At 70.5% G+C, this 19,098-nt stretch carries 20 protein-coding genes and 4 pseudogenes; 10 read left to right on the top strand and 14 right to left on the bottom strand.

The window, feature by feature from the left end:
• Window positions 1-319 precede the first annotated feature (319 nt).
• The gene (locus tag JL475_RS34780) at window positions 320-814 is read right to left on the bottom strand and encodes a winged helix-turn-helix domain-containing protein (RefSeq protein WP_202282203.1); all 495 of its coding nucleotides are present in this window, start codon (window positions 812-814) and stop codon (window positions 320-322) included.
• A gap of 133 nt (window positions 815-947) precedes the next feature.
• Here JL475_RS34780 and JL475_RS34775 point away from each other — a divergent pair, with 133 nt between their 5' ends.
• Window positions 948-2,651 carry an IS701 family transposase gene (locus tag JL475_RS34775; protein WP_368860252.1) on the top strand — a complete coding sequence of 568 codons (1,704 nt, stop codon included), beginning with the start codon at window positions 948-950 and terminating at the stop codon, window positions 2,649-2,651.
• Here JL475_RS34775 and JL475_RS41795 read toward each other — a convergent pair.
• The 3 genes and pseudogenes from JL475_RS41795 to JL475_RS34765 all read right to left on the bottom strand — a co-directional run.
• Window positions 2,614-2,754 (bottom strand): annotated as a pseudogene (locus JL475_RS41795) (M23 family peptidase); the annotation flags it as partial. The gene JL475_RS34775 and the pseudogene JL475_RS41795 overlap by 38 nt on opposite strands.
• Before the next feature lie 162 nt (window positions 2,755-2,916).
• Window positions 2,917-3,159 (bottom strand): annotated as a pseudogene (locus tag JL475_RS40690) (peptidoglycan-binding protein); the annotation flags it as partial.
• A gap of 563 nt (window positions 3,160-3,722) precedes the next feature.
• Window positions 3,723-4,313: a transposase gene (locus JL475_RS34765; RefSeq protein WP_237409128.1), complete on the bottom strand. Its 591-nt coding sequence runs from the start codon at window positions 4,311-4,313 to the stop codon at window positions 3,723-3,725.
• Between JL475_RS34765 and JL475_RS34760 the strand changes: the two genes are divergently transcribed.
• Complete coding sequence (locus tag JL475_RS34760) at window positions 4,312-4,530, top strand: EF-hand domain-containing protein (protein WP_202282200.1); 219 nt, start codon at window positions 4,312-4,314, stop codon at window positions 4,528-4,530. The two genes, JL475_RS34765 and JL475_RS34760, sit on opposite strands and share 2 nt — an antisense overlap.
• Before the next feature lie 523 nt (window positions 4,531-5,053).
• Here JL475_RS34760 and JL475_RS34755 read toward each other — a convergent pair.
• Both JL475_RS34755 and JL475_RS34750 read right to left on the bottom strand, forming a co-directional pair.
• Window positions 5,054-5,203, bottom strand: a complete 150-nt coding sequence (locus tag JL475_RS34755) for a hypothetical protein (RefSeq protein WP_202282199.1) — start codon at window positions 5,201-5,203, stop codon at window positions 5,054-5,056.
• 364 nt (window positions 5,204-5,567) lie between these two features.
• Window positions 5,568-6,584 (bottom strand): YeiH family protein, encoded by a 1,017-nt coding sequence (locus tag JL475_RS34750; RefSeq protein ID WP_202282198.1) that lies wholly within the window; start codon window positions 6,582-6,584, stop codon window positions 5,568-5,570.
• Window positions 6,585-6,655: 71 nt separating this feature from the next.
• Between JL475_RS34750 and JL475_RS34745 the strand changes: the two genes are divergently transcribed.
• On the top strand, window positions 6,656-7,555 hold the full coding sequence (locus JL475_RS34745; protein WP_202282197.1) for a LysR substrate-binding domain-containing protein: 900 nt from the start codon (window positions 6,656-6,658) through the stop codon (window positions 7,553-7,555).
• 419 nt (window positions 7,556-7,974) lie between these two features.
• On the opposite strand, the gene JL475_RS34740 is transcribed toward JL475_RS34745, so the two are convergent.
• Window positions 7,975-9,999: a pentapeptide repeat-containing protein gene (locus JL475_RS34740; RefSeq protein WP_202282196.1), complete on the bottom strand. Its 2,025-nt coding sequence runs from the start codon at window positions 9,997-9,999 to the stop codon at window positions 7,975-7,977.
• A gap of 123 nt (window positions 10,000-10,122) precedes the next feature.
• Window positions 10,123-10,725, bottom strand: a complete 603-nt coding sequence (locus tag JL475_RS34735) for a hypothetical protein (protein WP_202282195.1) — start codon at window positions 10,723-10,725, stop codon at window positions 10,123-10,125.
• Between the two features lie 209 nt (window positions 10,726-10,934).
• Between JL475_RS34735 and JL475_RS34730 the strand changes: the two genes are divergently transcribed.
• Entirely contained in the window at window positions 10,935-11,399 is a 465-nt protein-coding gene (locus JL475_RS34730) for a hypothetical protein (protein WP_237409126.1), read from the top strand.
• A 174-nt stretch (window positions 11,400-11,573) separates the two neighbouring features.
• On the opposite strand, the gene JL475_RS34725 is transcribed toward JL475_RS34730, so the two are convergent.
• Window positions 11,574-12,152 carry a TetR/AcrR family transcriptional regulator gene (locus tag JL475_RS34725; RefSeq protein WP_202282194.1) on the bottom strand — a complete coding sequence of 193 codons (579 nt, stop codon included), beginning with the start codon at window positions 12,150-12,152 and terminating at the stop codon, window positions 11,574-11,576.
• Window positions 12,153-12,243: 91 nt separating this feature from the next.
• On the opposite strand from JL475_RS34725, the gene JL475_RS34720 reads away from it, so the two are divergent.
• The 3 genes from JL475_RS34720 (at window position 12,244) to JL475_RS34710 (ending at window position 13,832) form a co-directional block, all read left to right on the top strand.
• The gene (locus JL475_RS34720) at window positions 12,244-12,690 is read left to right on the top strand and encodes a DUF1772 domain-containing protein (RefSeq protein WP_202282193.1); all 447 of its coding nucleotides are present in this window, start codon (window positions 12,244-12,246) and stop codon (window positions 12,688-12,690) included.
• Window positions 12,691-12,926: 236 nt separating this feature from the next.
• Window positions 12,927-13,424, top strand: coding sequence for a peptidylprolyl isomerase (locus JL475_RS34715; RefSeq protein ID WP_202282192.1), 498 nt, complete (start codon window positions 12,927-12,929; stop codon window positions 13,422-13,424).
• Window positions 13,425-13,637: 213 nt separating this feature from the next.
• A complete protein-coding gene (locus tag JL475_RS34710; protein WP_202282191.1) occupies window positions 13,638-13,832 on the top strand; it encodes a hypothetical protein in 195 nt (64 codons plus the stop codon).
• Between the two features lie 42 nt (window positions 13,833-13,874).
• Here JL475_RS34710 and JL475_RS34705 read toward each other — a convergent pair.
• Window positions 13,875-14,003, bottom strand: a pseudogene (locus tag JL475_RS34705) (integrase); the annotation flags it as partial.
• An 8-nt stretch (window positions 14,004-14,011) separates the two neighbouring features.
• On the bottom strand, window positions 14,012-14,206 hold the full coding sequence (locus tag JL475_RS34700) for a hypothetical protein (RefSeq protein WP_202282190.1): 195 nt from the start codon (window positions 14,204-14,206) through the stop codon (window positions 14,012-14,014).
• Between the two features lie 386 nt (window positions 14,207-14,592).
• On the opposite strand from JL475_RS34700, the gene JL475_RS34695 reads away from it, so the two are divergent.
• Together JL475_RS34695 and JL475_RS34690 are read left to right on the top strand one after the other, a co-directional pair.
• On the top strand, window positions 14,593-16,056 hold the full coding sequence (locus JL475_RS34695; RefSeq protein WP_202282189.1) for a short-chain fatty acid transporter: 1,464 nt from the start codon (window positions 14,593-14,595) through the stop codon (window positions 16,054-16,056).
• A 95-nt stretch (window positions 16,057-16,151) separates the two neighbouring features.
• Window positions 16,152-16,319, top strand: a complete 168-nt coding sequence (locus JL475_RS34690) for a hypothetical protein (RefSeq protein ID WP_202282188.1) — start codon at window positions 16,152-16,154, stop codon at window positions 16,317-16,319.
• A gap of 146 nt (window positions 16,320-16,465) precedes the next feature.
• Here JL475_RS34690 and JL475_RS34685 read toward each other — a convergent pair.
• Window positions 16,466-16,705: pseudogene (locus JL475_RS34685) on the bottom strand (zinc ribbon domain-containing protein); the annotation flags it as partial.
• Between the two features lie 469 nt (window positions 16,706-17,174).
• Here JL475_RS34685 and JL475_RS34680 point away from each other — a divergent pair.
• Window positions 17,175-18,134: a Ppx/GppA phosphatase family protein gene (locus tag JL475_RS34680; protein ID WP_202282187.1), complete on the top strand. Its 960-nt coding sequence runs from the start codon at window positions 17,175-17,177 to the stop codon at window positions 18,132-18,134.
• A gap of 151 nt (window positions 18,135-18,285) precedes the next feature.
• Here the strand turns inward: JL475_RS34680 and JL475_RS34675 are convergent, their stop codons facing one another.
• Window positions 18,286-18,426: a hypothetical protein gene (locus tag JL475_RS34675; RefSeq protein WP_237409124.1), complete on the bottom strand. Its 141-nt coding sequence runs from the start codon at window positions 18,424-18,426 to the stop codon at window positions 18,286-18,288.
• Between the two features lie 287 nt (window positions 18,427-18,713).
• Entirely contained in the window at window positions 18,714-19,094 is a 381-nt protein-coding gene (locus JL475_RS34670; protein WP_202282204.1) for an STAS domain-containing protein, read from the bottom strand.
• Window positions 19,095-19,098 lie beyond the last annotated feature (4 nt).

Below are 19,098 nucleotides of genomic sequence, written 5' to 3'. Positions count from 1 at the left end.
CAGCTGCGCGGCGCCATCATCTGGCTGCGCAGCCTTGCCCCCGCCACATGATCACGATCCCGAACAGGCCCTAGCCGCCGGTACCGGCCGTCGCGCTCCGGGCGATCCCGTTCAGGTGAGGCGGCCTCGCGAGGGCGCCCCGGCCGTCGGGTGCGCTCACCCGGCCGGCAGCACACGGCGCCGGCCAGGGAGATCCGGCCGGAGCCCGCATTCACCCGGACCGTCGGGGTGATGCCCCGTGGGGACCAGGTCGTGGCCCGGGGCGGCCGCTGGCTCTGTCCCGCCTCGTCGGCGAAGACGAGCCAGGCGCCCTTCTCCCTCACGGTCTTTTCACGCGCGGCCAGGTCTTCTTGATCCAGGTGGCCGCCGCCTCGTCGTCGCGTTCGGCGGCCCGGTGCTGCGGGATCTGTGCCGTCCAGCCCATCTGGTGCAGGATCCGCCACATCTGCGGCACGCTGGGCGAGACGTGGAAGTGCCGGGCGAGGACGGTGGAGATCCTGGCCAGGGTCCACCGCTGGTCCTCCGTCCAGCCGTGCGCGGCCGGCCCCCGCTCCAGCTCCGTCTCCAGCCAGGCCCGCCACTCGGGCCTGATCCGGCTCGGCCGGCCGCTGGGCCCCTTGGACCGCAGCGCCTCGGTGCCGCCGGAGGCCCACCGCCGGTGCCAGGCGTAGGCCGACTTCCGCGAGATGCGCAGCCGCTCGGCCACCTCCGGCGGCCGGATTCCCTGCTCGAACATCTTGGCGGCCTCGAACCGCACCCGCTCCCGCCGGGCCCGCTCGGCCGGCGTCTGGCCGCCACTGTCGGGATACCTCATGCCACCGGCCTACACCCGTCAGAGACAACCGGCACCCTGAACCGAAAGCCTCAGTACTGGTGATTTGTTGCCTCTGGGCGGAGGGTGCAGTAGGCCGGTGGGGAGGGGTTTTCCCTGCTCGGAGGTGGTCCTGATGGCGACCGCGAGGCGTCCGTGTCCGCCGGCCCCGGGCCCGCTGGAGGACTATGCGGCCCAATTCGATGATCTCTTCTCGTCGCTCGCCCAGCGGCGGGGTTTCCGGGAGTACCTGACCGGGCTGCTGCTGCCGCGGGACCGGAACAAGACGCTCACGGCCCTGGCCGGGGCCGAGCCGGTGGCCGGGGCTCAGCATCCGGCGGTGCAGCGGCTGCAGTTCTTCCTGTCCGAATCCACGTGGGACCCCGAGCGGGTCGACGCCCGGCGCCTGGAGCTGCTGCGGGCCGATGCGGCGACCGCCCCGCACGCGGGCGGGGTGTTGGTGATCGACGACTCCGGGGACCGCAAGGACGGCACCACGACCGCGCACGTCGGGCGGCAGTGGCTGGGCCGGTACGGCAAGACCGACAACGCCGTGGTCACCGTGACCACGCTGTGGGCCGACGAACGCCTCTACTACCCGCTGCACGCCGTGCCCTATACCCCGGCCCGCCACTTCGCCGGTGGCCGAAGCGACCCGGCCTTCCGTACCAAGTGGCGGATCGCCGCGGAGCTGGCCGGCCGGGCCCGGGCTGCCGGATTCCCCTTCCGCGCCGCGGTGGCCGACGGCGCCTACGGAGATCTGGACGACTTCCGGTGCGAACTGCACGCCGCCAAGGTGCCGTTCGTGATGGCCATCAAACGCCGCCGCGGCGTGTGGGCCTACGGCGACCAGGCCCGCACTCCGGTGGACGCCGCCCGCGAGCCGGCCTGGGGCGGCCCCGAGGAGCCCGGCGCGTGGACGCCGGTCGTGCGGACCTTCCGCGACGGGCACAGCGCCACCTGGTGGGCCACCGACGCCACGCTGGGGTTTTGGGGGCCGGACGGCCTGACGCGGCTGGTGGTGGCCACCACCGATCCGGCCACCCTGCCGGAGAAGGCCACCTGGTATCTGGCCACCGACCTGCCCCGGCCCGGCGGCCCGCGCGCCGTCGAGTCCCCCTATCCGCCCGCCGGCCTGGCCGAGGTCGTGCGGATCTACGGCATCCGGAACTGGATCGAGCAGGGCTACCAGCAGGTCAAGGACGAACTGGGGTGGGCCGACTTCCAGGTCCGCTCCGACACCGCGATCCTCCCCCAGCCTTCGGCCGGGGGGACCCCCAGTCACCAGACCCTGGTCACCTGCGCGTTCACCTTCTGCTGGGAGGCGTGGTCCCCCGACCGGGAACCTGAGAACACGTCGGCGGAGGGCACCACTGCCGGAGAGAGGGGGGCCCGCACGGGCAGCTCCACCCCCACCACCGTGCTGGCCCAAGGCGATTCGCGCCGTCCGCAGCTGGCTGACCCCCGCGGTCGCGCTGCAACGCTGGTGGCGGGCCTGGTCCAACGCGCCCCCGCCGTCCGGGCTCCAGGCCCTGATCGACGCGGCCACCACCGGACAGGCCCTCAACCTCTACTCCCTGATTTAACAAACCACCGGTACTCACCGCTACCGCCGCATGTGAGGCAGAGCCTCGATTCGGACAGAGCCGCTGAACGACGCCGCCCCGGGCCGTTACCGGAGGAAGCGGGACTGGAGATCTTCCCTACCAGTTGGGCGGCACGTCGGACCCGAAGCCCCCGCCCCGGGGGCGCTTTTCGAAGTGCAGGTGCGGACCTTTGGCGTTGCCGGTCTCACCAACGCGAGCGATCGTCTGCCCGGCCCGCACGGGACCACTGGTGATCAGCTGCTCGGACAGATGGCAGTAGAAGTAGTCGAAGCCGCCGGCACGCAGGACGAGGAAGTCACCGAAGGCCTCCTCCTTCCCTGCGCGGGTGATGGACCCGTTGCGGACCGCGAGGCACTTCGTGCCCTCCGGGGCGGCGTAGTCCGCCCCCGTGTGGTAGCCCAGGCTCCACTGCGACTTCGGACCCTTCTTGCGATAGGGCGTGGTCACGGTGTGCCCGGGCACCGGCGAGGAGATCCGGCCGTCACCGGCCCCATCGCCGACTGCGGGCACCTGGAGCCGGTCCCAGGACTGTCGGCCGGGGATGCCGTCCGCCGCGTCGTCCGAGAACTTCAGCTTGCGCTGCCAGGCCGCGTAGGACTGGCGGTCCGCCTCGGTCCACTCGGGTCCGGGTCCCGCCTGGTACCGCCCGCATCCCTCCGCGACGAGGCGTTTCCCCATCGCGGTGATGATCGGGCTTCTCTGCCCCGGCTTGAAGAACGCCGCTCCGGGGAACGGCTCGTGCGCAGCCATCGCGACCTCCGTGGCATGTCGCAGAGACGAGGACCCTGAATTCGCCCGTGGGGACGGGAGCGGTCCGTGGACCCGGCTGACCGCCGCGATGCCGGACGGCCTTCTCCGGTACGGGTGGCGAAGATTCGAGCCGGACCGGTCCGTGCCGTGGCGGTGGCCCACGGTTTCGGCCGTGGCCCCCGTCCACGGCGGGCACCGCCGGCGGGCCGGCGGCCCCCAGACCCCACGGGCCCGCCTGCCGGCCACCGACTCCGGGCCGGTGACCCCGGCTCGCGCTCCACGCGTGACCCGTCGTCTCTGGTCCACGGCCTGCCCACCCCGGTCACGCCCGCTCATCCCGCGGCGCGGTCCAGGGAGAGCCCTGTCTCTGCTTTTCAGGGCGTTTGCGTAAATCTTTCTCCTGGGGTGTCACGGCTCCGTGACCCGGGCGTGACAGCGCTCATCCGCGACCTCTCGGCTTCTGCCAGCGAACCTGTGTCGTTCGGAAACTCGTCGCTGCTGGTCATGTCGCGGAGACGATACTCATTGATGACGCCGCCGAGTACTCGGAGGCGTCAAAGCCGGTGCGCGATCAGGCCGGTCACCGGAGCCGAATGCTCCTGAGCAGGAGGCGGAAGCCGTCCTCGAGCCTGGTGTGGGCGATGCCGGCTGCAGGGACGGGCGCAGGCGGCCAGGACCTGCCGGGCGTGCGTCTCGTGCCGGATCGGCAGGTGGTCCAGGACCTCGCGCCGCAGGGTTTTGATGTCCCGTTCGCCGTGGGCGTTCATCCGAGGAGCCCGCGGCGCGGTCCACCCGGCCTTGATGCCGTCGGCTGCGAAGACCGCGTCGAAGGAGCCGGTGTCCTGCGCGTTCCGGTCGCGGACCAGGAAGCGAAGTGACTCCAGGCGCAGGCCCGGCTCGACGGCGAGGTCGCAGGCTTGTCGCCCGGTCCACTGCCCGGTCGGGGGCGCGGTCGGACCAGCGATGTGCGGACGGCGCGTGCCGTGCTCGAGGAAGACCAGCGCCCGGTCGGGGCGTGGCCCTCGCCACGATGTACGCGGCCCACGGGAGGGCGTCCAGGCGGGCTGGGGCAGGCGCCCGCGTTGCTCCCGGACGGACGGATAGTGTGGGCCCGTCAGCGAAGATCGCAGAAAGACGGAGCACATGGCGGACATCGTGGAGACGGCGGCGCGGAAGGTCTTCGACCGCTACGACGTGGACGGGGACGGCCTGGTCACCGCAGACGAGTACCGGAAGGTCGTGGCGGAGCTGGAGGGCTCCGAAATCACCGGGTCGGAGGCCCAGGAACTGATCGATCTGCTCGACACCAACGGCGACGGCCAGATGTCCTTCGAGGAGTTCTGGGCGGCCATGAACCGTTGACACCACGGGCCCGGCACGCGAGCGTGCCGGGCCCGGCCGTGCCGCCCCGAGTACCGTCGGGTGCCTCGACCGATCCTCGTCCTGTTCACCGGTTCATGATCACGAGCCACGCGCCGTGAACTCCCGGGCCCAGGGCACGCGTACGCGTGCAGGGCTTCCGAGCCGTTGATCTCTGGTCCGGGAACGACCGTCAGGAGCAGCGGCCGGTGGCGAGGCGGGGAAGTTCTTCTTCACCGCTGTGCCGCTCGAAAAGTCGTCGTCGCAGGTGGCAGCGGTGATGGTTCGTCAGCCGGGAGCATGTCCGGGTGATTGTGTCCCTGTTGTGCAGGGTGACCCGGAGGTTGCCCTCCCCGCCGTCGTTGCTGCTTTGCGGGGATGCGGCGAAAGACGCCGAGCTTCTCGTCCTGCGCCGGCAGAGCGCGGTGCTGCGCCGGCGGCCGGCCGGCCCGGTCCGCCACGGGCGAGTCGATACATTGCGAGAGGACAGCGGCGTCAAACGGTGCACGGGCGGAGCGTGGTCCGCTCAGACTCCCACCCGCAAGGGTCCTGCGAGCGCCTCCGACTCTCCTGTGAGGAAGGTTTCCAGCGCCGTGAGTGATGCGTCCAGGCGCTGCCGCAGCGTGACGTAGTCGTCGGCGAGCGCGCTGACCACCAGGGCGTGTTCGCCCGTCACCAGGGTCACTGCGTCGGGTTCCGGCGGGGGTGAGGCCGCTGTGCTGGTGCTCTCGGGGCGATGGCGAGCAGGGGGCCGATGGCTTTGCGGCCTGGCTGTCACAGCCGGTCCGGCCCAGCCCGGCTCATCGGAGCCGAGGACGAGCTCCTGGTCGTACAGGGGCTGGTCGACCCCGCCCATCTCAGAGGGCGTGGCTGGAGGCCGCGCCGTCGATACCACGCGTCGTACCCGGGCCCATGTGTGCGTATGGGCCATGGATGTCGCATCTGCTCGGCACCGGCCTTCCCGGATGCCCGCCGAGGCCGGAGTGGAGGTGGCTCGCGGGTCTTCCGGCTCTGCTGTCATAGCCGACCGGCATGGGTTTCTAGCCGAGCAGTCGCAGCGTCGCGAATGCGGTGAGTCCCACGAGCAGGGTGGACAGCAGGCCGAGCAGCAGCGCCCGGGGTCCGGTGCGCAGCAGGGCGCCGATCCGAACCGAGCACCCCAGGCCGAACAGTGCGCCCGCCAGCAGCAGTGTGGTGACGGTTCGCGATGCGTCGAGCACCGGTTCGGGCAGCACGCCCAGCGTACGCACCGCGACCATGGCCAGGAAGCCCAGCACGAACAGCGGGACCAGGGGCGGGCGCCGGTCCCGCCGGGGCGGCGCGTTGCGCCGTTCCGCCAGGCTCACCCCGGCCACCATGGGAGCGAGCATCACCACCCGGCTGAGCTTCACCACCGCGGCGGTGGCCACCGCCGCGGCTCCTGCCGGTGATGCGGCCGCGACGACCTGGGCGACCTCGTGGACGGACAGCCCCGCCCACGCGCCCTGTTCCACGCCGGTCAGCCCGAGGAGCGGCCCGCACAGCGGCACGGCCACGATCGCCAGTCCGCCGTACACGGTCACGAGTGCGATCGCCGTGGCGACGTCTTCGTCCTCACGGCGCACCACACTCTCCATCGCCGCGATCGCCGAGGCCCCGCATATGGAGAACCCGGTGGCCACCAACACCGCAAGGCCGCGCGACACACCGAGCAGCCTGCCGAGGCCGAGCGTGCCGAGGAAGCTGATCGCCACGGTGAGCGCGACCGCGAGCACGGTGCCTGTGCCCAGGTCGAGCACGTGATCGACGGCCAGTTGCAGGCCGAGCAGCACCACGCCTGCGCGCAGCAGCCCGCGGGTGGCCCACTGCAGGCCGGGACGCATCGCGGCGGGCAGCACCGGGAGGTTTCCGACACCGGCGCCGAGTACGACAGCCGCGGTCAGCGCACTGAGCCCGGGCAGGAGCAAGGTGACCGCGTATGCCGCGCCGGTACCCGCGACAGCGCAGGTCAGCCCGGGGAGCAGTCTGTGTGCGGCAGATGCCGGTGAGGTCGCGGTCGTCCCGCCGGGGTTCGTCATGATCCCCACCGTCGGCGATGCTCCGGATCGGCGGTAGCCGCGTACTCGGCATGACGTCATACCCTGTGGCTATGAGTGCGGTACCCGATCTGGAGTCCTTGCGGCTGCTCGTGCTGATCGGTGAGCGGGGCAGTCTGGGCAAGGCGGCGGCCGAGCTGGGGATAGCCCAGCCCTCGGCGAGCAAGCGTCTGTCCACGTTGGAGCGGCGGCTCGGCCTCACCCTTGTCGACCGGACCCGGCGTGGTTCCTCACTCACCCCGGCGGGCCGGGTCGTGTGGGGGTGGGCACAGCGGGTGCTCGAGGAGCTGGACGGCTTGCTGACCGGGGCCGAGGCCCTGCGCAGCGAGCGCGACGCCAAGCTGCGGGTGGGCGCGAGCATGACCATCGCCGAGCACCTGGTGCCGATGTGGATCGGCGAACTGCGCCGGTCCGAGCCGGAGCTCTACGTCGGCCTGCAGGTGACCAACTCGGAGCGGGTGGGAGAGCTGGTGCGTGACGGAGAGATCGATGTCGGGTTCGTCGAGTCGCCGACCGCGCCTGCCGGGTTGTCCACCCGCAGGGTTGCGGCGGACCGGCTGCTGGTCGTGGTCGCCCCGGCTCATCCGTGGGCACGCATACGGCGTTCACTGAGCACGGCGGAGCTGGTGACCGTGCCATTGGTGGTCAGGGAACGTGGATCGGGCACCAGGGAGACCCTGGAACGCGCGCTTCGCCGTGCCGGGGCGGGCGAGGTCATGCCGTTGGTCGAACTCGGGTCGGCGGCCGCGGTCCGGGGCGCGGTGATCGCCGGTACCGGTCCCGCTGTGATGAGCGAGCTCGCCGTGGCCGCGGACCTCGCCGAGGGCAGACTGAGCGAGGTGGCGGTGGCAGGGCTGGACCTGCGCCGGATGCTGCGCGCGGTGTGGCCGGCGGGGCGCAAGCTCGTCGGCCCTGCCGCCTCCTTGCTCGCCACCGCGACCAGGGGCCGGTGAGACACGCTGCGCACCGGCGCGGTCCGGTCGCCGGGACAGGGACTCCGCCCGGAAGGGAACCTGATCCGGCGTCCGTTGGGGCGTGGGTCAGCATCGTTCCCGCGCTGAAGCGGAGAAAATCGCAGAAGCCGACTCCCGAATGCCGGGCCGCCGAGGCGGATCAGGAGGCCGGCACCCCCTGCCGAGGCTTTGAACCGTTCCGGGGCCGGTAGGGACTCGATCATTTGAGAGGATCGAGTCATGGCACGTCCCCAAGAATGTGAGGCGGCCCGGGAGGACCGACGGTTCCCCTGCGGCATCAGCACTCCGTGCCGATCAAACTTCGATGGCAAAGATCGATCTTTGCTGTCACATGACAAGTGCCGGCGCGGTGGGCGGCGGCCGGGTGCTCGCTTTGCCGAACGCCCGGTGGCGGACGGTCAGCGTTTGACGCGTCCGCGGACGGCGAGAACGGCGAGGGCGAGGAGGGCGGGCTCCACAAGGCGGGAGGTCATCTCGATGTAGGTGCCGGCGGTGGTCAGATCCTGTCCGCTGGAGCGGAACACCACCGAGTTGAGCGTGACGTTCAGGGCCTTCTCGAAGCGCCTTCCGGTGAACCGGTCCCCGGTGGGGTTCTGCGGGTCGGTCTTGTCGATCTCGAAGGTGACCGTGCCGCCGCCGAGCGGCACGGTACCGGTCGCCTCCTGCTTCGGGTCCTCCTCCGGGAGCCCGAAACCCATCAGCAGCACGATGGTCAGGAGCATGGCGGACGCCAGCCAGCCCAGGGCCCGGGAGGCGCGCAGGCCGTAGCCGGACAGCAGCCAGTAGCCGTGCAGCAGTCCGCGTTCGGCGCGGGTGGTGCCGGTGCGGTCGTGGCGGCGCATCTCCATCTCGCCGTAGTAGAAGTCCGCCGCCCCCGGCTCGTTCTTGCCGTCCTCGAACGCCTTGCGCAGCTGCCGGTACACCGGCTCCAGCGCGACCGGCTCCAGCGCCTCCTCCTCTTGCGGCGCGGGCGTCCAGCCGTCTGCGGGTCTCCGGGTGGCCCGCCAGTGCTGTTCTTCGGCCAGCGTCTGGCGCGGAGTCCAGCGCACCGGCCATATCCCGCGTCGGCGCAGCCCGGCAGGGGCGGTGGCCAGGCGGCAGCGCCCCTCCAAGCGCAGTTGGTCGAGGTGGATGGTGCCGGCGAACCGGCAGTCGGTGAGGTCGACGTCGGTGAGCACCAAATGGGCCGCGTCCACGCCCCGCAGCGACATCACCCGCACGCGGGGATCGGTCAGACCGGGCTCGGCCGGCTCCTCGTTGCCCGCGGTGAAGGGCCGGGCATGAGCGGAGACACTGACCGGGTATTCCACGACCGCGTCGCTGAGATCCACCTCGGCATGCCGCAGCCGCAGCGCTGCGGTGGAGGCCCACCGCGTCCGCCTGCAGTGCACGGCTGCCGCTGCCGCCTCGATCGCCACAGCCCGCTCGAACACCGCCTCCGACAGCTCCAGCACACCGCCGCACATCAGTGGTCCCACCACGGCTGCGCGTTCGAGCACCGCCCGGTGGAACGAGAGGGCGCCGTCGATCCGCACCTGATCGAATCGGGTGGTGCCGCCTATCCGCACCTCATCGAAACGAGCGTCGCCGCGGATCTGCGCCCCTTCGAACCGGGCCTCGCCGCGAATCTGCGTCCGGGGGAACGAGATACCTCCGGTCTGCACTTTGGGAAACCAGGCGTCGCCGCCGATCTGTGCCTGGCCGAAGCCGACGTTGCCGTGAACCTGTGCCTCGCTGAACCAGACGTCGCCGCCGATCCGCGCCATGCCGAAAGCGACGAGGCCGCCGATCTCCGCCTGACCGAAAGTGACCTCGCCACCGATCTCCGCCTCGCTGAACCGGGCGTCGCCACCGACCTCCACCCAGCCGAACAGGGCGCCGCCGCCGACCTTCGCCTCGTCGAACCGGACCTCGCCGCCGATCTCCGCCACGTCGAACCAGGCATCGTCACCGATCTGCGCTCCGGTGAACCGGGCGTCGCCACCGATCTGCGCTCCGCCGAACCGGACGTCGCCACCGATCTCCGCCTCGTCGAACCGGACCTCGCCGCCGATCTCCGCCTCGGTGAACCAGGCTTCACCACCGACCTGCACCTTGTCGAAACGAGCGTCACCGCTGAACTCCGCTTCGCTGAGCCAGGCGTTGCCGATCCGGGGCCTGCCCGTGGTGGAGTCCGTGAGCGCGGCGAGCAGCCGGTTCAACAGGTCTTCGGTGAAGAGGGTGCCGCGGTGGTCGATGTCGGCGCCGGGGGACAGGGCGGCCAGGTAGGCGTCGCGGTCGGCGGCGGCCAGGTGGGCCAGGCAGGCGGTGTGGCCGGGGACGTGGACGCCGCGGCAGCCGACGGGGTCGGCTGCCGGGTCTGCGCCGTGTGCGCAGTACGGCCAGGAAGGCGCCCCGGGTGCGGAGAGCGGGGGTGTGCTCATGGCGTGGTGGCCCGCGCCGGGGCAGGCGCCCGGCCCCGTTCCTTCGCGGTCTGTTCCAGCCGCCAGGCGGCCCGCTGCACCCGTGCCAGTATCTGCTGCTCCTGACGGAACTTCCCCGCCCAGTCACCCCTCACCAGGCACAGCCTGCCAGGCACGACACAGCGGCACAGACGTATTCAGCAAACCGAACGGGGCTTGACCCTGATCCTGAACACGGGTCATGCGGCTTCGGCCAGCGTAGTTGATGTTGTTCGGAGTGTTTGTTCGTAGGCGAGGGGGCTGCGGTGTCCGAGGCGGGAGTGGCATCGGACGGTGTTGCAGCGGTGGAGCCGGCGGAAGAGGTCCAGGGACACCTGTTTCTCCGGGTGCCGTGGCCGCGTCGGTCAGCTCGTCCGGCACCAGCCGGTCATTGGCGGTGAACCAGTCGCGCATCGAGCACGCCATACCAAGACGCGGCTTCGGGATCTCACCCGTGATGGTGACCCGCACGTCGAGCAGGGCCAACACCTCGGCCTGCTCGGCCGGGGTCATGTCGGCCGGCCGCTCGCGCGCCACGGCGGCCAGGGCGGCAAGGTTTTTGGCTCGGCGCTCGGCGGCCTCGGTCTCCTCAAGCCACGCGGTGGCCTCGTCGCGCAGGTCGGCGAGCTGGCGTCGCTCCTCCACCAGTGAGGCGGTCACCTGGGCGACGGCCGACGCGGGCAACCCCGCCTTGGCGTACTCCTCCATAGTGGTTGCGATGGCCTGGGCAAGGTCCGCAATTCGCCGGAGGGCCGCTGACCCTTTCCGCGGCTGTCACGAGACGTGATCACCAGGCACGGGAGGTCATCGCCGACTCGGCCCACTCAGGGCGCGTATTTGGTTGTGATCAATAGGCGGTCCGGGGAGGTGCTCGAGCCAGATAAGGTGCCCCCGAAGTCAGGCATGGGGGGATCTCGTTGGAGCGACGGAAGCTGATCGGGATCGGGGCGGGGCTGGCGGTCCTACCCGCCTGGTGGACCCTGCGTCAGGTGGCGAACGGGGCCAAGGGGGACTGGCACACCGACACCGCACCGCTGGAGCGGGCGTTCCCGCTGCTGGGCCCGCTCACCGACGCCAAGTGGGTGAGCAGCCGGGACAACGATCGGGGCATACCGTCGCCGGAGCTGGTGATCTCGGGCTTCGCCCGGCTGACACCGGAAAAACTTGCCGAGCTGACGGCGGCCCATGCCTTCGTCTCCGAGGGGCCGGCCGATGACTTCTCCTCATGGTTCGAGAAGCCGCTCAAGGGCGAGGGGCCGGAGCACCCCCAGTGGATCCGGTCGCACGAGCTCGACCGCGACGGCAGCGGCTACTCCACCAAACTGTGGTTCGACCGTCGCAGCGACACCGTCCGCTTCTGGGCACTCAACCCGTACGGCTAGGGCGCGTATCGGGTCGTGAGCAATGAGCACCGCAGCTTCCGGGGCGGGTGCCCCTTCGGGAGTACGGGGCCCGGCGATCTGTGGCTGCGTCGTGTGGGCGCGAGTGACCGGAAGTGATGCCGCAGGCAGGCAGCTGGCCCGAGGACCCGGCTGCGTGCCCGCCGGGACGGTGTGTCAGACCATGGCGAGCCGGTCCACCAGCAGCTCCACCCTGCGCTCGGTGTCCTCCGGCGGCAGCCGTCGCGCCCGGGTCAGGGTGGCCAGCCCGTGCAGGGCCGCCCAGAACGTCTCGGTGAACAGTGCCGGGTGGACGCCGTCCCCGGCGACCTCGCCGAGGTTCTCCAGCAGGGCGGCGAAGGCGTCCTTCAGCGGCTCGGGGGTGTCCTCGTGTGCGAACGCCAGGCCGCCGTCGAGCTGGAACATGGCGTCGTAGACCGCCGGGTTGCGTTCGGCGAAGTCGAGGTAGGCGCGGGCGAGGGCGGTGACCCGGGCGCGGGGGCCGTCCGCGGCGGAGGCCGCGGCCCGCAGCGCCGCGGCCATCTCGGCGGCACCCTCGAGGGCGACGGCGCCGATGATCTCGCGCTTGCCTCGGAAATGGCTGTAGAGGACGGGCTGGCTGTATTCGATGCGCTCGGCGAGCCGGCGGGTGGTGACCGCGTCCCAGCCCTGCTGCTCGGCGAGTTCGCGGGCCGTCGCCACGATGAGGCGCTCGCGGCCCGCCCGTTCGCGCTCCTTGCGTTCCTGTACCGACATGATTCGATCCTAGCACTGCTAGACAATCGAGCGGCAGCAGTACTAGCGTTGCCTTATCAGCTAGCAGTGCTAGATCTCTGGAAGGGGCGTCATGCTCAACGCGCTCGAGGTGTTCACCACCGTGGTCGTCGGCCTGATGGTGGGGGTGGAGTTCTCCGTCGCCTTCGTCATCAACCCGATCCTCAACGGACTCCCCGAGGACAGCGGCGTGCTCGGCCGCGCCCACGGGGCCCGGATGCTCGGCGCCGTGATGCCGGTCTGGTACATCGGCTCGCTCGTCCTCGTCGCGGTCTGGGCCGTCGCCGGATGGCACCGCCCCGGCGCCGGCCTGGTCGTCATCGCCGCCGCGCTGCTGATCTTGAGCGTGATCATGTCGCTCCTGCTGCTCGTCCCGATCAACAACCGGGGCAAGACGTGGACCCCCGAGAACCGGCCCGAGGACTGGAAGGAGCAGAAGAACCGCTGGGACCGCTTCCACTACGTCCGCGTCGCCGTCATCATCGCCGCCTTCACCCTGCTGGCCGCCGCCCTCGCCTGAGCCCGCGGGCCGGCACCGCGCTGGTGGCGCACCATCCCCACTCCCCGGGCGGCAGCGGGCCACCGAAATCCCGACATCCGGGAATGCAGCTGCCGCTGAACGCCCTCTCACACCTCTCGGTCTGCGGGGCAACTGCATCTCTTCCGCATCACATGATCAGCGACAGAGCCCCGACGGGCCCGGTCGACGGCAGGGTGGGAGTCGAGCGGCACCCGGCGCAATGTCAGGATGGGGGCATGACGACCAAGGTTTACTTCGATATCACCATCAACGACGAGCCCGCCGGGCGGATCGTCTTCACCCTGTTCGACGACGTGGTTCCCAAGACGGCGGAGAACTTCCGTGCGCTCGCGACCGGCGAGAAGGGCTTCGGCTACGCGGGCTCGTCGTTCCACCGTGTCATCCCCGACTTCATGCTCCAGGGCGGCGACTTCACCCGGGGCAACGGCACCGGCGGCAAGAGCATCTACGGCGAGAAGTTCGCCGACGAGAACTTCACCCTCAAGCACGACCGGCCGGGCCTGCTGTCCATGGCCAACGCGGGCCCGAACAGCAACGGCTCGCAGTTCTTCATCACGACCATCGTGACGAACTGGCTGGACGGCAAGCACGTGGTGTTCGGCGAGGTCGCCGACACCGAGAGCATGGACCTCGTCAAGAAGATCGAGGCCCTCGGCTCCTCCAGCGGCCGTACCTCCGCGAAGATCACCATCGCCGAGTCCGGCCAGCTCTGACGATTCGCCGCCGACGCCGCCGAGGGGCGTTCGCCTGACGCGCCCCTCGGCGAGAATCGGCACGCGGCCGTAGCCATAGGCGGCTCCCGGACAGCGATGCGTCTGGACGCAGGGGGAGTTGACGGTGCACGTATGGTGGGGAGGAAACGCATCAACGCCCGCCCCGGGCTGTGAGCCGGGCTGGCCGAACGGGGGAAGAAAGGTGCGTGCCCGATGACGGTCGGGCTCCTCTCCACCATTGCTGCCGTGTTCTACGGGGGCACGGTCTCGATCCTCGCTCTGACTGCGACCTTTGCTCGGCGCCGCACGCTGCGGCGTGAAGCGCGCAGCACCCTTGCCGTCCTGGTGCCGGGGAGGGCGGTGGAGTCGCAACAGGCGGACCGCGCGGCAATAGGCCCAGACAGCTGAGCGGTTACTGCGAAGGCGAGTGGCCACAGAGCGCCGGGTTGGTCAGGCTGAAAGGGGGCGTCCGCCCCAGCGGATGCCCTTCTCGCTGCGGACGCGGACGCGGACGCGGGCACGTTCGCGGCGTTGGGCGGCGAGCAGGTCGAAGTGGCGGGCGTTGGCGTTGCGCCGGCGCGGCGTTGTCAAGTCACCCATGATGTATCCGGCTGATGGCGTGCCAGGGTGCGGTGGGGTCGGGTGCCGGGGCCGTGCCAGGCCTCGGCGGGCAGACCGGTGCTGCCGGTGACCTGGTGCCAGGTCTCGAAGCGGCGGTGCATCTCGGCGCGGTGTCGAGGCGCCTCGTTCTCCCCGGCACTGGCCTGTGTCACCAACGTCATGTCCCGCAACAGCGTGGCCCGCACCGGCAGTCGGTCAAGACCTGCGCGAACATTGTTCGTTGTTGTCTCTTCCGCACCGGTCACGTGAGGGCTACCGCGTTCGTGGGTGCACCGGCACCGCCCACACGAGGAGGTCCCTACACGACGTCCCCTCGGGCTGCCATGTCTATCAGGCCCATGAAGCCGACGGGCGAAGTGGCTTGCGCCACCACCTCTCCGCCGCGTTCCCTCCTACTGTGTGATCCAGGTGCAACGAATCGCGGGCACCCCCTTCCCTTTTCGGCTTCCCACCCGCGAAGATCTCCGCCCGAGTCACAGTTCAACCGTCAGGCGACGCTGTTCGTGCGCACGGTGAACAGCCGTCCGAAGAGGAAGCGAGACGAACCATGGTCGGGGACGTCCACACCGAGCGGGACGCCGAGGTGCTTGAGGGTGACACCTGGCTGGCGCGGGTTGCGTTGCGGTTCACCGCCTTCACCGAGCGATGGCTTCCGGACGCCTTCGGATTCGTCCTCGTCGGCACGTTCCTGATCTTCGCTCTGGGACTCGCGACGGGGGAGAGCCCCACCACCCTCGTGGACGCGTGGGGTGAGGGCTTCTGGTCGCTGATCCAGTTCACCCTGCAGATGGCGATGATCATCATTGGCGGGTACGCGGTCGCCGTGTCCGCTCCGGTCGCCCGGCTGATCGCCCGCATGGCGCAGATCCCCAAGTCGCCGCGCGCGGCGATCGCGTTCACTGCCGCGGTGGCGATGATCAGCTCCTATCTCAACTGGGCGTTCAGCCTGATCTTCACCGCCATCCTGGCGAAGGAGATCGCCCGTGTCGTCCGTGGCGTCGACTACCGGGCGCTCGGCGCGATGGCGTTCCTCGGACTCGGTACGGTGTGGGCCCAGGGGCTGTCGGGTTCCGCGGCACTGCAGGTGGCCAGCCCGGCCTCCAGCCCGGAAGCCGTGCAGGAGATCATCGCCGAGGGGCGGGACGGCGAGGGGATCATCCCGCTCACCGAAACGATCTTCACCTGGCAGAGCGTGCTGGCGACCTTCGTCGTCTTCGTGGTGGCGGTCGTCATGGCCTGGTACCTCGCCCCCTCGCCCGCGCGCGCCAAGACAGCCCAGGAGATGGGGATCGAGCTGCGTCCGCTTCTGGCGGAGAAGGACGGGAAGGAGGACGCGGCCTCCGGCTCCACCGGGTCGCGTCCCGGCGACTGGCTGGAGCGCAGCCCGCTGCTCACCGTCCTGGTCGGGATCCTGGGTCTGTGGTACCTGGTGCGCCACTTCACGAGCGTCGAGGGGAACCCGGTTGCGGCGATCGACCTCAACACGGTCAACCTCGTGCTGATCCTGCTGGCCCTCTGCCTCCACTGGCGCCCGGTCCGCATGGTCGAGGCGGTTCGGCGGGGGGCCCCCGCGGCGTCCGGGGTCCTGCTGCAGTTCCCCTTCTACGGCGGCATCTTCGGCATGATCGCGTTCACCGGCCTGTCCAAGCAGATCGCCGGCTGGATGGTGAGCGTCTCCAACGAGCTGCTCTTCCCGCCGCTCATCGCGGTCTACTCGGCGGTACTGGGCGTCTTCGTTCCCAGCGGTGGCAGCAAGTGGGTCATCGAGGCTCCCTACGTGATGGAGGCGGCGAACCAGCTGCACGTCAACCAGGGGTGGATGGTGGTCGTCTACGACCTCGGTGAGGCGTCGGCGAACCTGCTGCAGCCGTTCTGGATGCTCCCGACGCTGGCGGTGCTGGGCCTCAAGGCCCGGGACATCATGGGGTACACGTTCGCGATGTTCCTCGCCTGCTTCCCCGTGGTCCTGATCGTGGTCACCGTCCTCGCGCAGACCCTGCCGTTCCCGTGACCACGCCGCACCGCCGGCGTGCTGGACGGCGCGGTCACGTCGGCTGACCGGACCGGGGCGATCTTGGAGTTGATCGTGCCGGGAGGGGTTCGCTCGTGTCGTCCGCGGCGCCTGTGCGTGCCGACAACCCCGTCACCCTGCGCGACCTGCGCGTATTCGTGGATGAGGCCGCCGAGGCGGCCCTGCCGGAGGACACGCGATGGGCCATCGACGGCGGGCGGCTCGGGCGCGCCGACATCATCGGGGCATCGCTGCCCGAGTGATCGGTGAGGTCGATGTTCGTTGTGGTGGTGGGCGTACTCGTCGACGGCGAGGATGCCCGTGGCCCGGGGCTTGAAGAACTTCGCCCAGGATCGGTCGGCGTGCTGAGGTGGTGACTCCTCCACCCCGTAAACGGGGTGGCTTCTCGCTATGCCGGTTGGGCTTCGCGACGGACCAGCCCGGCCCGTAGGACGTTCAGGGCGCCCACCGTGTCCGAGTGCGCGCTGTGGCCGCACGAGACGCAGTGGAACTTCTCCTGCGTGGGCCGGTTCTCCTTGGCGGTGTGCCCGCATTCGGGGCACCGCCGGGAGGTGTCGCGGGGGTCCACGGCGATGACTTCCCGTCCGGCGCTTTCAGCCTTGGCGTGCAGAATCGTCAGGAACACCCCTGTGGGGCTCCCAAAGTCATCGCTGCAGGTGGCAGCTCGCGTGCCCGCCCCCTCGCCGGTGGCTGGGATGCCGCACCGGTGAGCATCTCGCTGCGGTACCGGGCCACCCGGGCGCTCCTGTCCGTGCCTGCGGTCCCGCTGCGCCGGGACACGGCACCCGCCGGCTCCACAGCACCGGCACCACCGCCCACCCCACCGCGCAGGGGGCGACACCCGGCTTGAGCCGCAGCGATGACTCTACGAGCCCCACAGGGCGAAACCGTACGGTTCGGGGATCCGGGACCTCCGTGCGCAGTCGGCGTGAGATCGTCCACGGTTCTACCGCTGCGGGCCGGGGCGGAGGGTGCACGAGTGGTGACGATATGCTCACGCGGTGGGCCGGAACCCCCGTGACGTCGTCGTCCGGGCTGCCGGAGGAGCGGAGAAGGAGCCGGCCCGGTCGAGTGTGGAGCCAGGGGGAGGCGATGGGATGCGGCAGGCCGGTGTACTCGATGTCGGATGCCACAGTGCGCTGCTGACGGTGGTGCGTCGGCGCCCGGGGACGGTGTTGGAGCCGGTGTTCTCCCGCAAGGTGCGGTTGAGACTGCACGAGACCCTCGACCGCAAGGGGCGGCTGGACAAGGCCGGCATGAAGAGCGTCGAGCGGGCAGTGGCCGAGGCCGTCGCCGCCGACCCGCGTCCGGGCGGACCGGAAGAAGTGTTCGCGTTCGCGACCTCCGTCATCCGGGACGCGCCCAACCGCGACGAGATCATCGCGCGGGTGGCACGCACCACCGGCACCCGCCTGCGCGTGCTGAGCGGCGTCGAGGAGGCGCGGCTGGCCTACGTGGCCGCCCGCCAGTGGGCAGGCCCGACGGCCGGGCAGTTGCTGGTCCTGGACATCGGCGGCGGCACCGTAGAGATCGCCTCCGGTACCGGAGACCAGCCCCGCGTCGTCCACTCGCTGCCGCTGGGTGCTCGCAGGATCACCCGGGACTGGCTTCCCGGCGGCACCGCGCCGTCCCGACGCCGCCTGGCCGAGATCCGGAAGTACCTTCATCGGTCCCTGGAAGCCGTGCCCGGTGGTCTGCCGCAGGCCGAACCGGATGGGCGGGTGCTGGCCTGCTCCAAGACCTTCGAACAACTCGCCCGGCTTGCCGCCGCCCAGGGCAAGAAACCGCGATCCGGACGGCGGCTGGCGCTACCCCAACTGCGCACGTCGGTCTCCCTGCTGGCCGACGCGGGACCGTCCCGCCGTGCCAAGCTGCCGGGCATCTCCCGGCACCGCGCCGAACAGTCCCTGGCCGGAGCCCTGATCGCACAGGCCCTCATGGAAGCCTGCGGGGCCGGGAGCGTCGAGATCTGCCCGTGGTCCACCCGGGAAGGGCTCTTGCTCGAACACCTCGGTCCGCCCCACAGCACAGCCGACCGTTCCCGCCTGGTCGGCTGAGCCCGAGGGACGTCGGAAGCATCCACGTCCGCACCATGGCGGTGGCCACCGTGAACGGGCGTGAGACCGAAGGGGATCCCGTTCCTCGCTCGCCAACGAGCTCGTGCGTGGTTGGCGTTGGCACGTCGCGGGGGGTGAACTGGCCCGGTGTTCACGTTCGCGTACCGCCCGCCATCGTGGCGGCCTGCTGCTGGAAGAGCAGTCCGGCGACAGCCTGGATGATGTCGCTCATGTGCTCACGGCGGCCGTGGTGGCGGGAGAGGGATCGCCGGCCCTGACCACGGCGGTCCACGACGCCTGCGGGGGCATCCGCCGGACGATGCCACCACCCTGGTGCTGGACTGGTACGGCAGCCGTTTTGGACAGCGCCACACCAACGGCGGCTCCACACCTGCGGTGGCCACCGCAGTCCCCCGGCCGCGCGTAGGGTTTCACGGAGCCCGGTGCGTGGCACTGTTTCCGGCTCCCGCAGACACGTAAAGCACCCTGTCGGCATGAAGCGGTACGGGTGGAATCCTCGGCACGGACGAGTGGTGAAGCGGTCCGTCACATACGCGGCACACAGAGGTGGGCGCGCAATCACGGCCATGTGGTTGCGTCACTGCGCGGTGAGCACACCACGTCCTCAGGAAGGGGGGCGGCGTCGCTGTCGGGGCAGATGGGAAAGAGCTGGTCGAGGCCCACGATGCGCAGGGTGCGCAGGGTGTGCGCGGGTACGGATGCGAGTGCGAAGTCCGCTTGGGCGGCGTGGGCGTGGTTGTGGGCGGCGATGAGGGCGCTGAGGCCGCTGGAGTCGCAGAATTCCATGCCGCCCAGGTCCAGGACGAGGCGCTGGCCCGGTCGGAGGGTGATGGCGGAAATCAGTCCCAGTAGTTCCGTGGCGTTGTCGTAGTAGGGCTTTGTTAGGTGCCCCGGCTGATCCTTGTCGGATAGGGTGTGATCTTCTTTCGGGTGTGACACCGGA

Source organism: Streptomyces sp. M2CJ-2 (assembly GCF_016757295.1).
Lineage (GTDB): Bacteria > Actinomycetota > Actinomycetes > Streptomycetales > Streptomycetaceae > Streptomyces.
This window is presented reverse-complemented; position numbering and strand designations above follow the sequence as displayed.

Coding starts and splice junctions, on each gene's coding strand:
- JL475_RS34780 (WP_202282203.1), bottom strand. CDS start 814: ATGAGGTATCCCGACAGTGGCGGCCAGACGCCGGCCGAGCGGGCCCGG.
- JL475_RS34775 (WP_368860252.1), top strand. CDS start 948: ATGGCGACCGCGAGGCGTCCGTGTCCGCCGGCCCCGGGCCCGCTGGAG.
- JL475_RS34760 (WP_202282200.1), top strand. CDS start 4,312: ATGGCGGACATCGTGGAGACGGCGGCGCGGAAGGTCTTCGACCGCTAC.
- JL475_RS34765 (WP_237409128.1), bottom strand. CDS start 4,313: ATGTGCTCCGTCTTTCTGCGATCTTCGCTGACGGGCCCACACTATCCG.
- JL475_RS34750 (WP_202282198.1), bottom strand. CDS start 6,584: ATGACGAACCCCGGCGGGACGACCGCGACCTCACCGGCATCTGCCGCA.
- JL475_RS34745 (WP_202282197.1), top strand. CDS start 6,656: ATGAGTGCGGTACCCGATCTGGAGTCCTTGCGGCTGCTCGTGCTGATC.
- JL475_RS34740 (WP_202282196.1), bottom strand. CDS start 9,999: ATGAGCACACCCCCGCTCTCCGCACCCGGGGCGCCTTCCTGGCCGTAC.
- JL475_RS34735 (WP_202282195.1), bottom strand. CDS start 10,725: ATGGAGGAGTACGCCAAGGCGGGGTTGCCCGCGTCGGCCGTCGCCCAG.
- JL475_RS34725 (WP_202282194.1), bottom strand. CDS start 12,152: ATGTCGGTACAGGAACGCAAGGAGCGCGAACGGGCGGGCCGCGAGCGC.
- JL475_RS34720 (WP_202282193.1), top strand. CDS start 12,244: ATGCTCAACGCGCTCGAGGTGTTCACCACCGTGGTCGTCGGCCTGATG.
- JL475_RS34715 (WP_202282192.1), top strand. CDS start 12,927: ATGACGACCAAGGTTTACTTCGATATCACCATCAACGACGAGCCCGCC.
- JL475_RS34710 (WP_202282191.1), top strand. CDS start 13,638: ATGACGGTCGGGCTCCTCTCCACCATTGCTGCCGTGTTCTACGGGGGC.
- JL475_RS34700 (WP_202282190.1), bottom strand. CDS start 14,206: ATGACGTTGGTGACACAGGCCAGTGCCGGGGAGAACGAGGCGCCTCGA.
- JL475_RS34695 (WP_202282189.1), top strand. CDS start 14,593: ATGGTCGGGGACGTCCACACCGAGCGGGACGCCGAGGTGCTTGAGGGT.
- JL475_RS34680 (WP_202282187.1), top strand. CDS start 17,175: ATGCGGCAGGCCGGTGTACTCGATGTCGGATGCCACAGTGCGCTGCTG.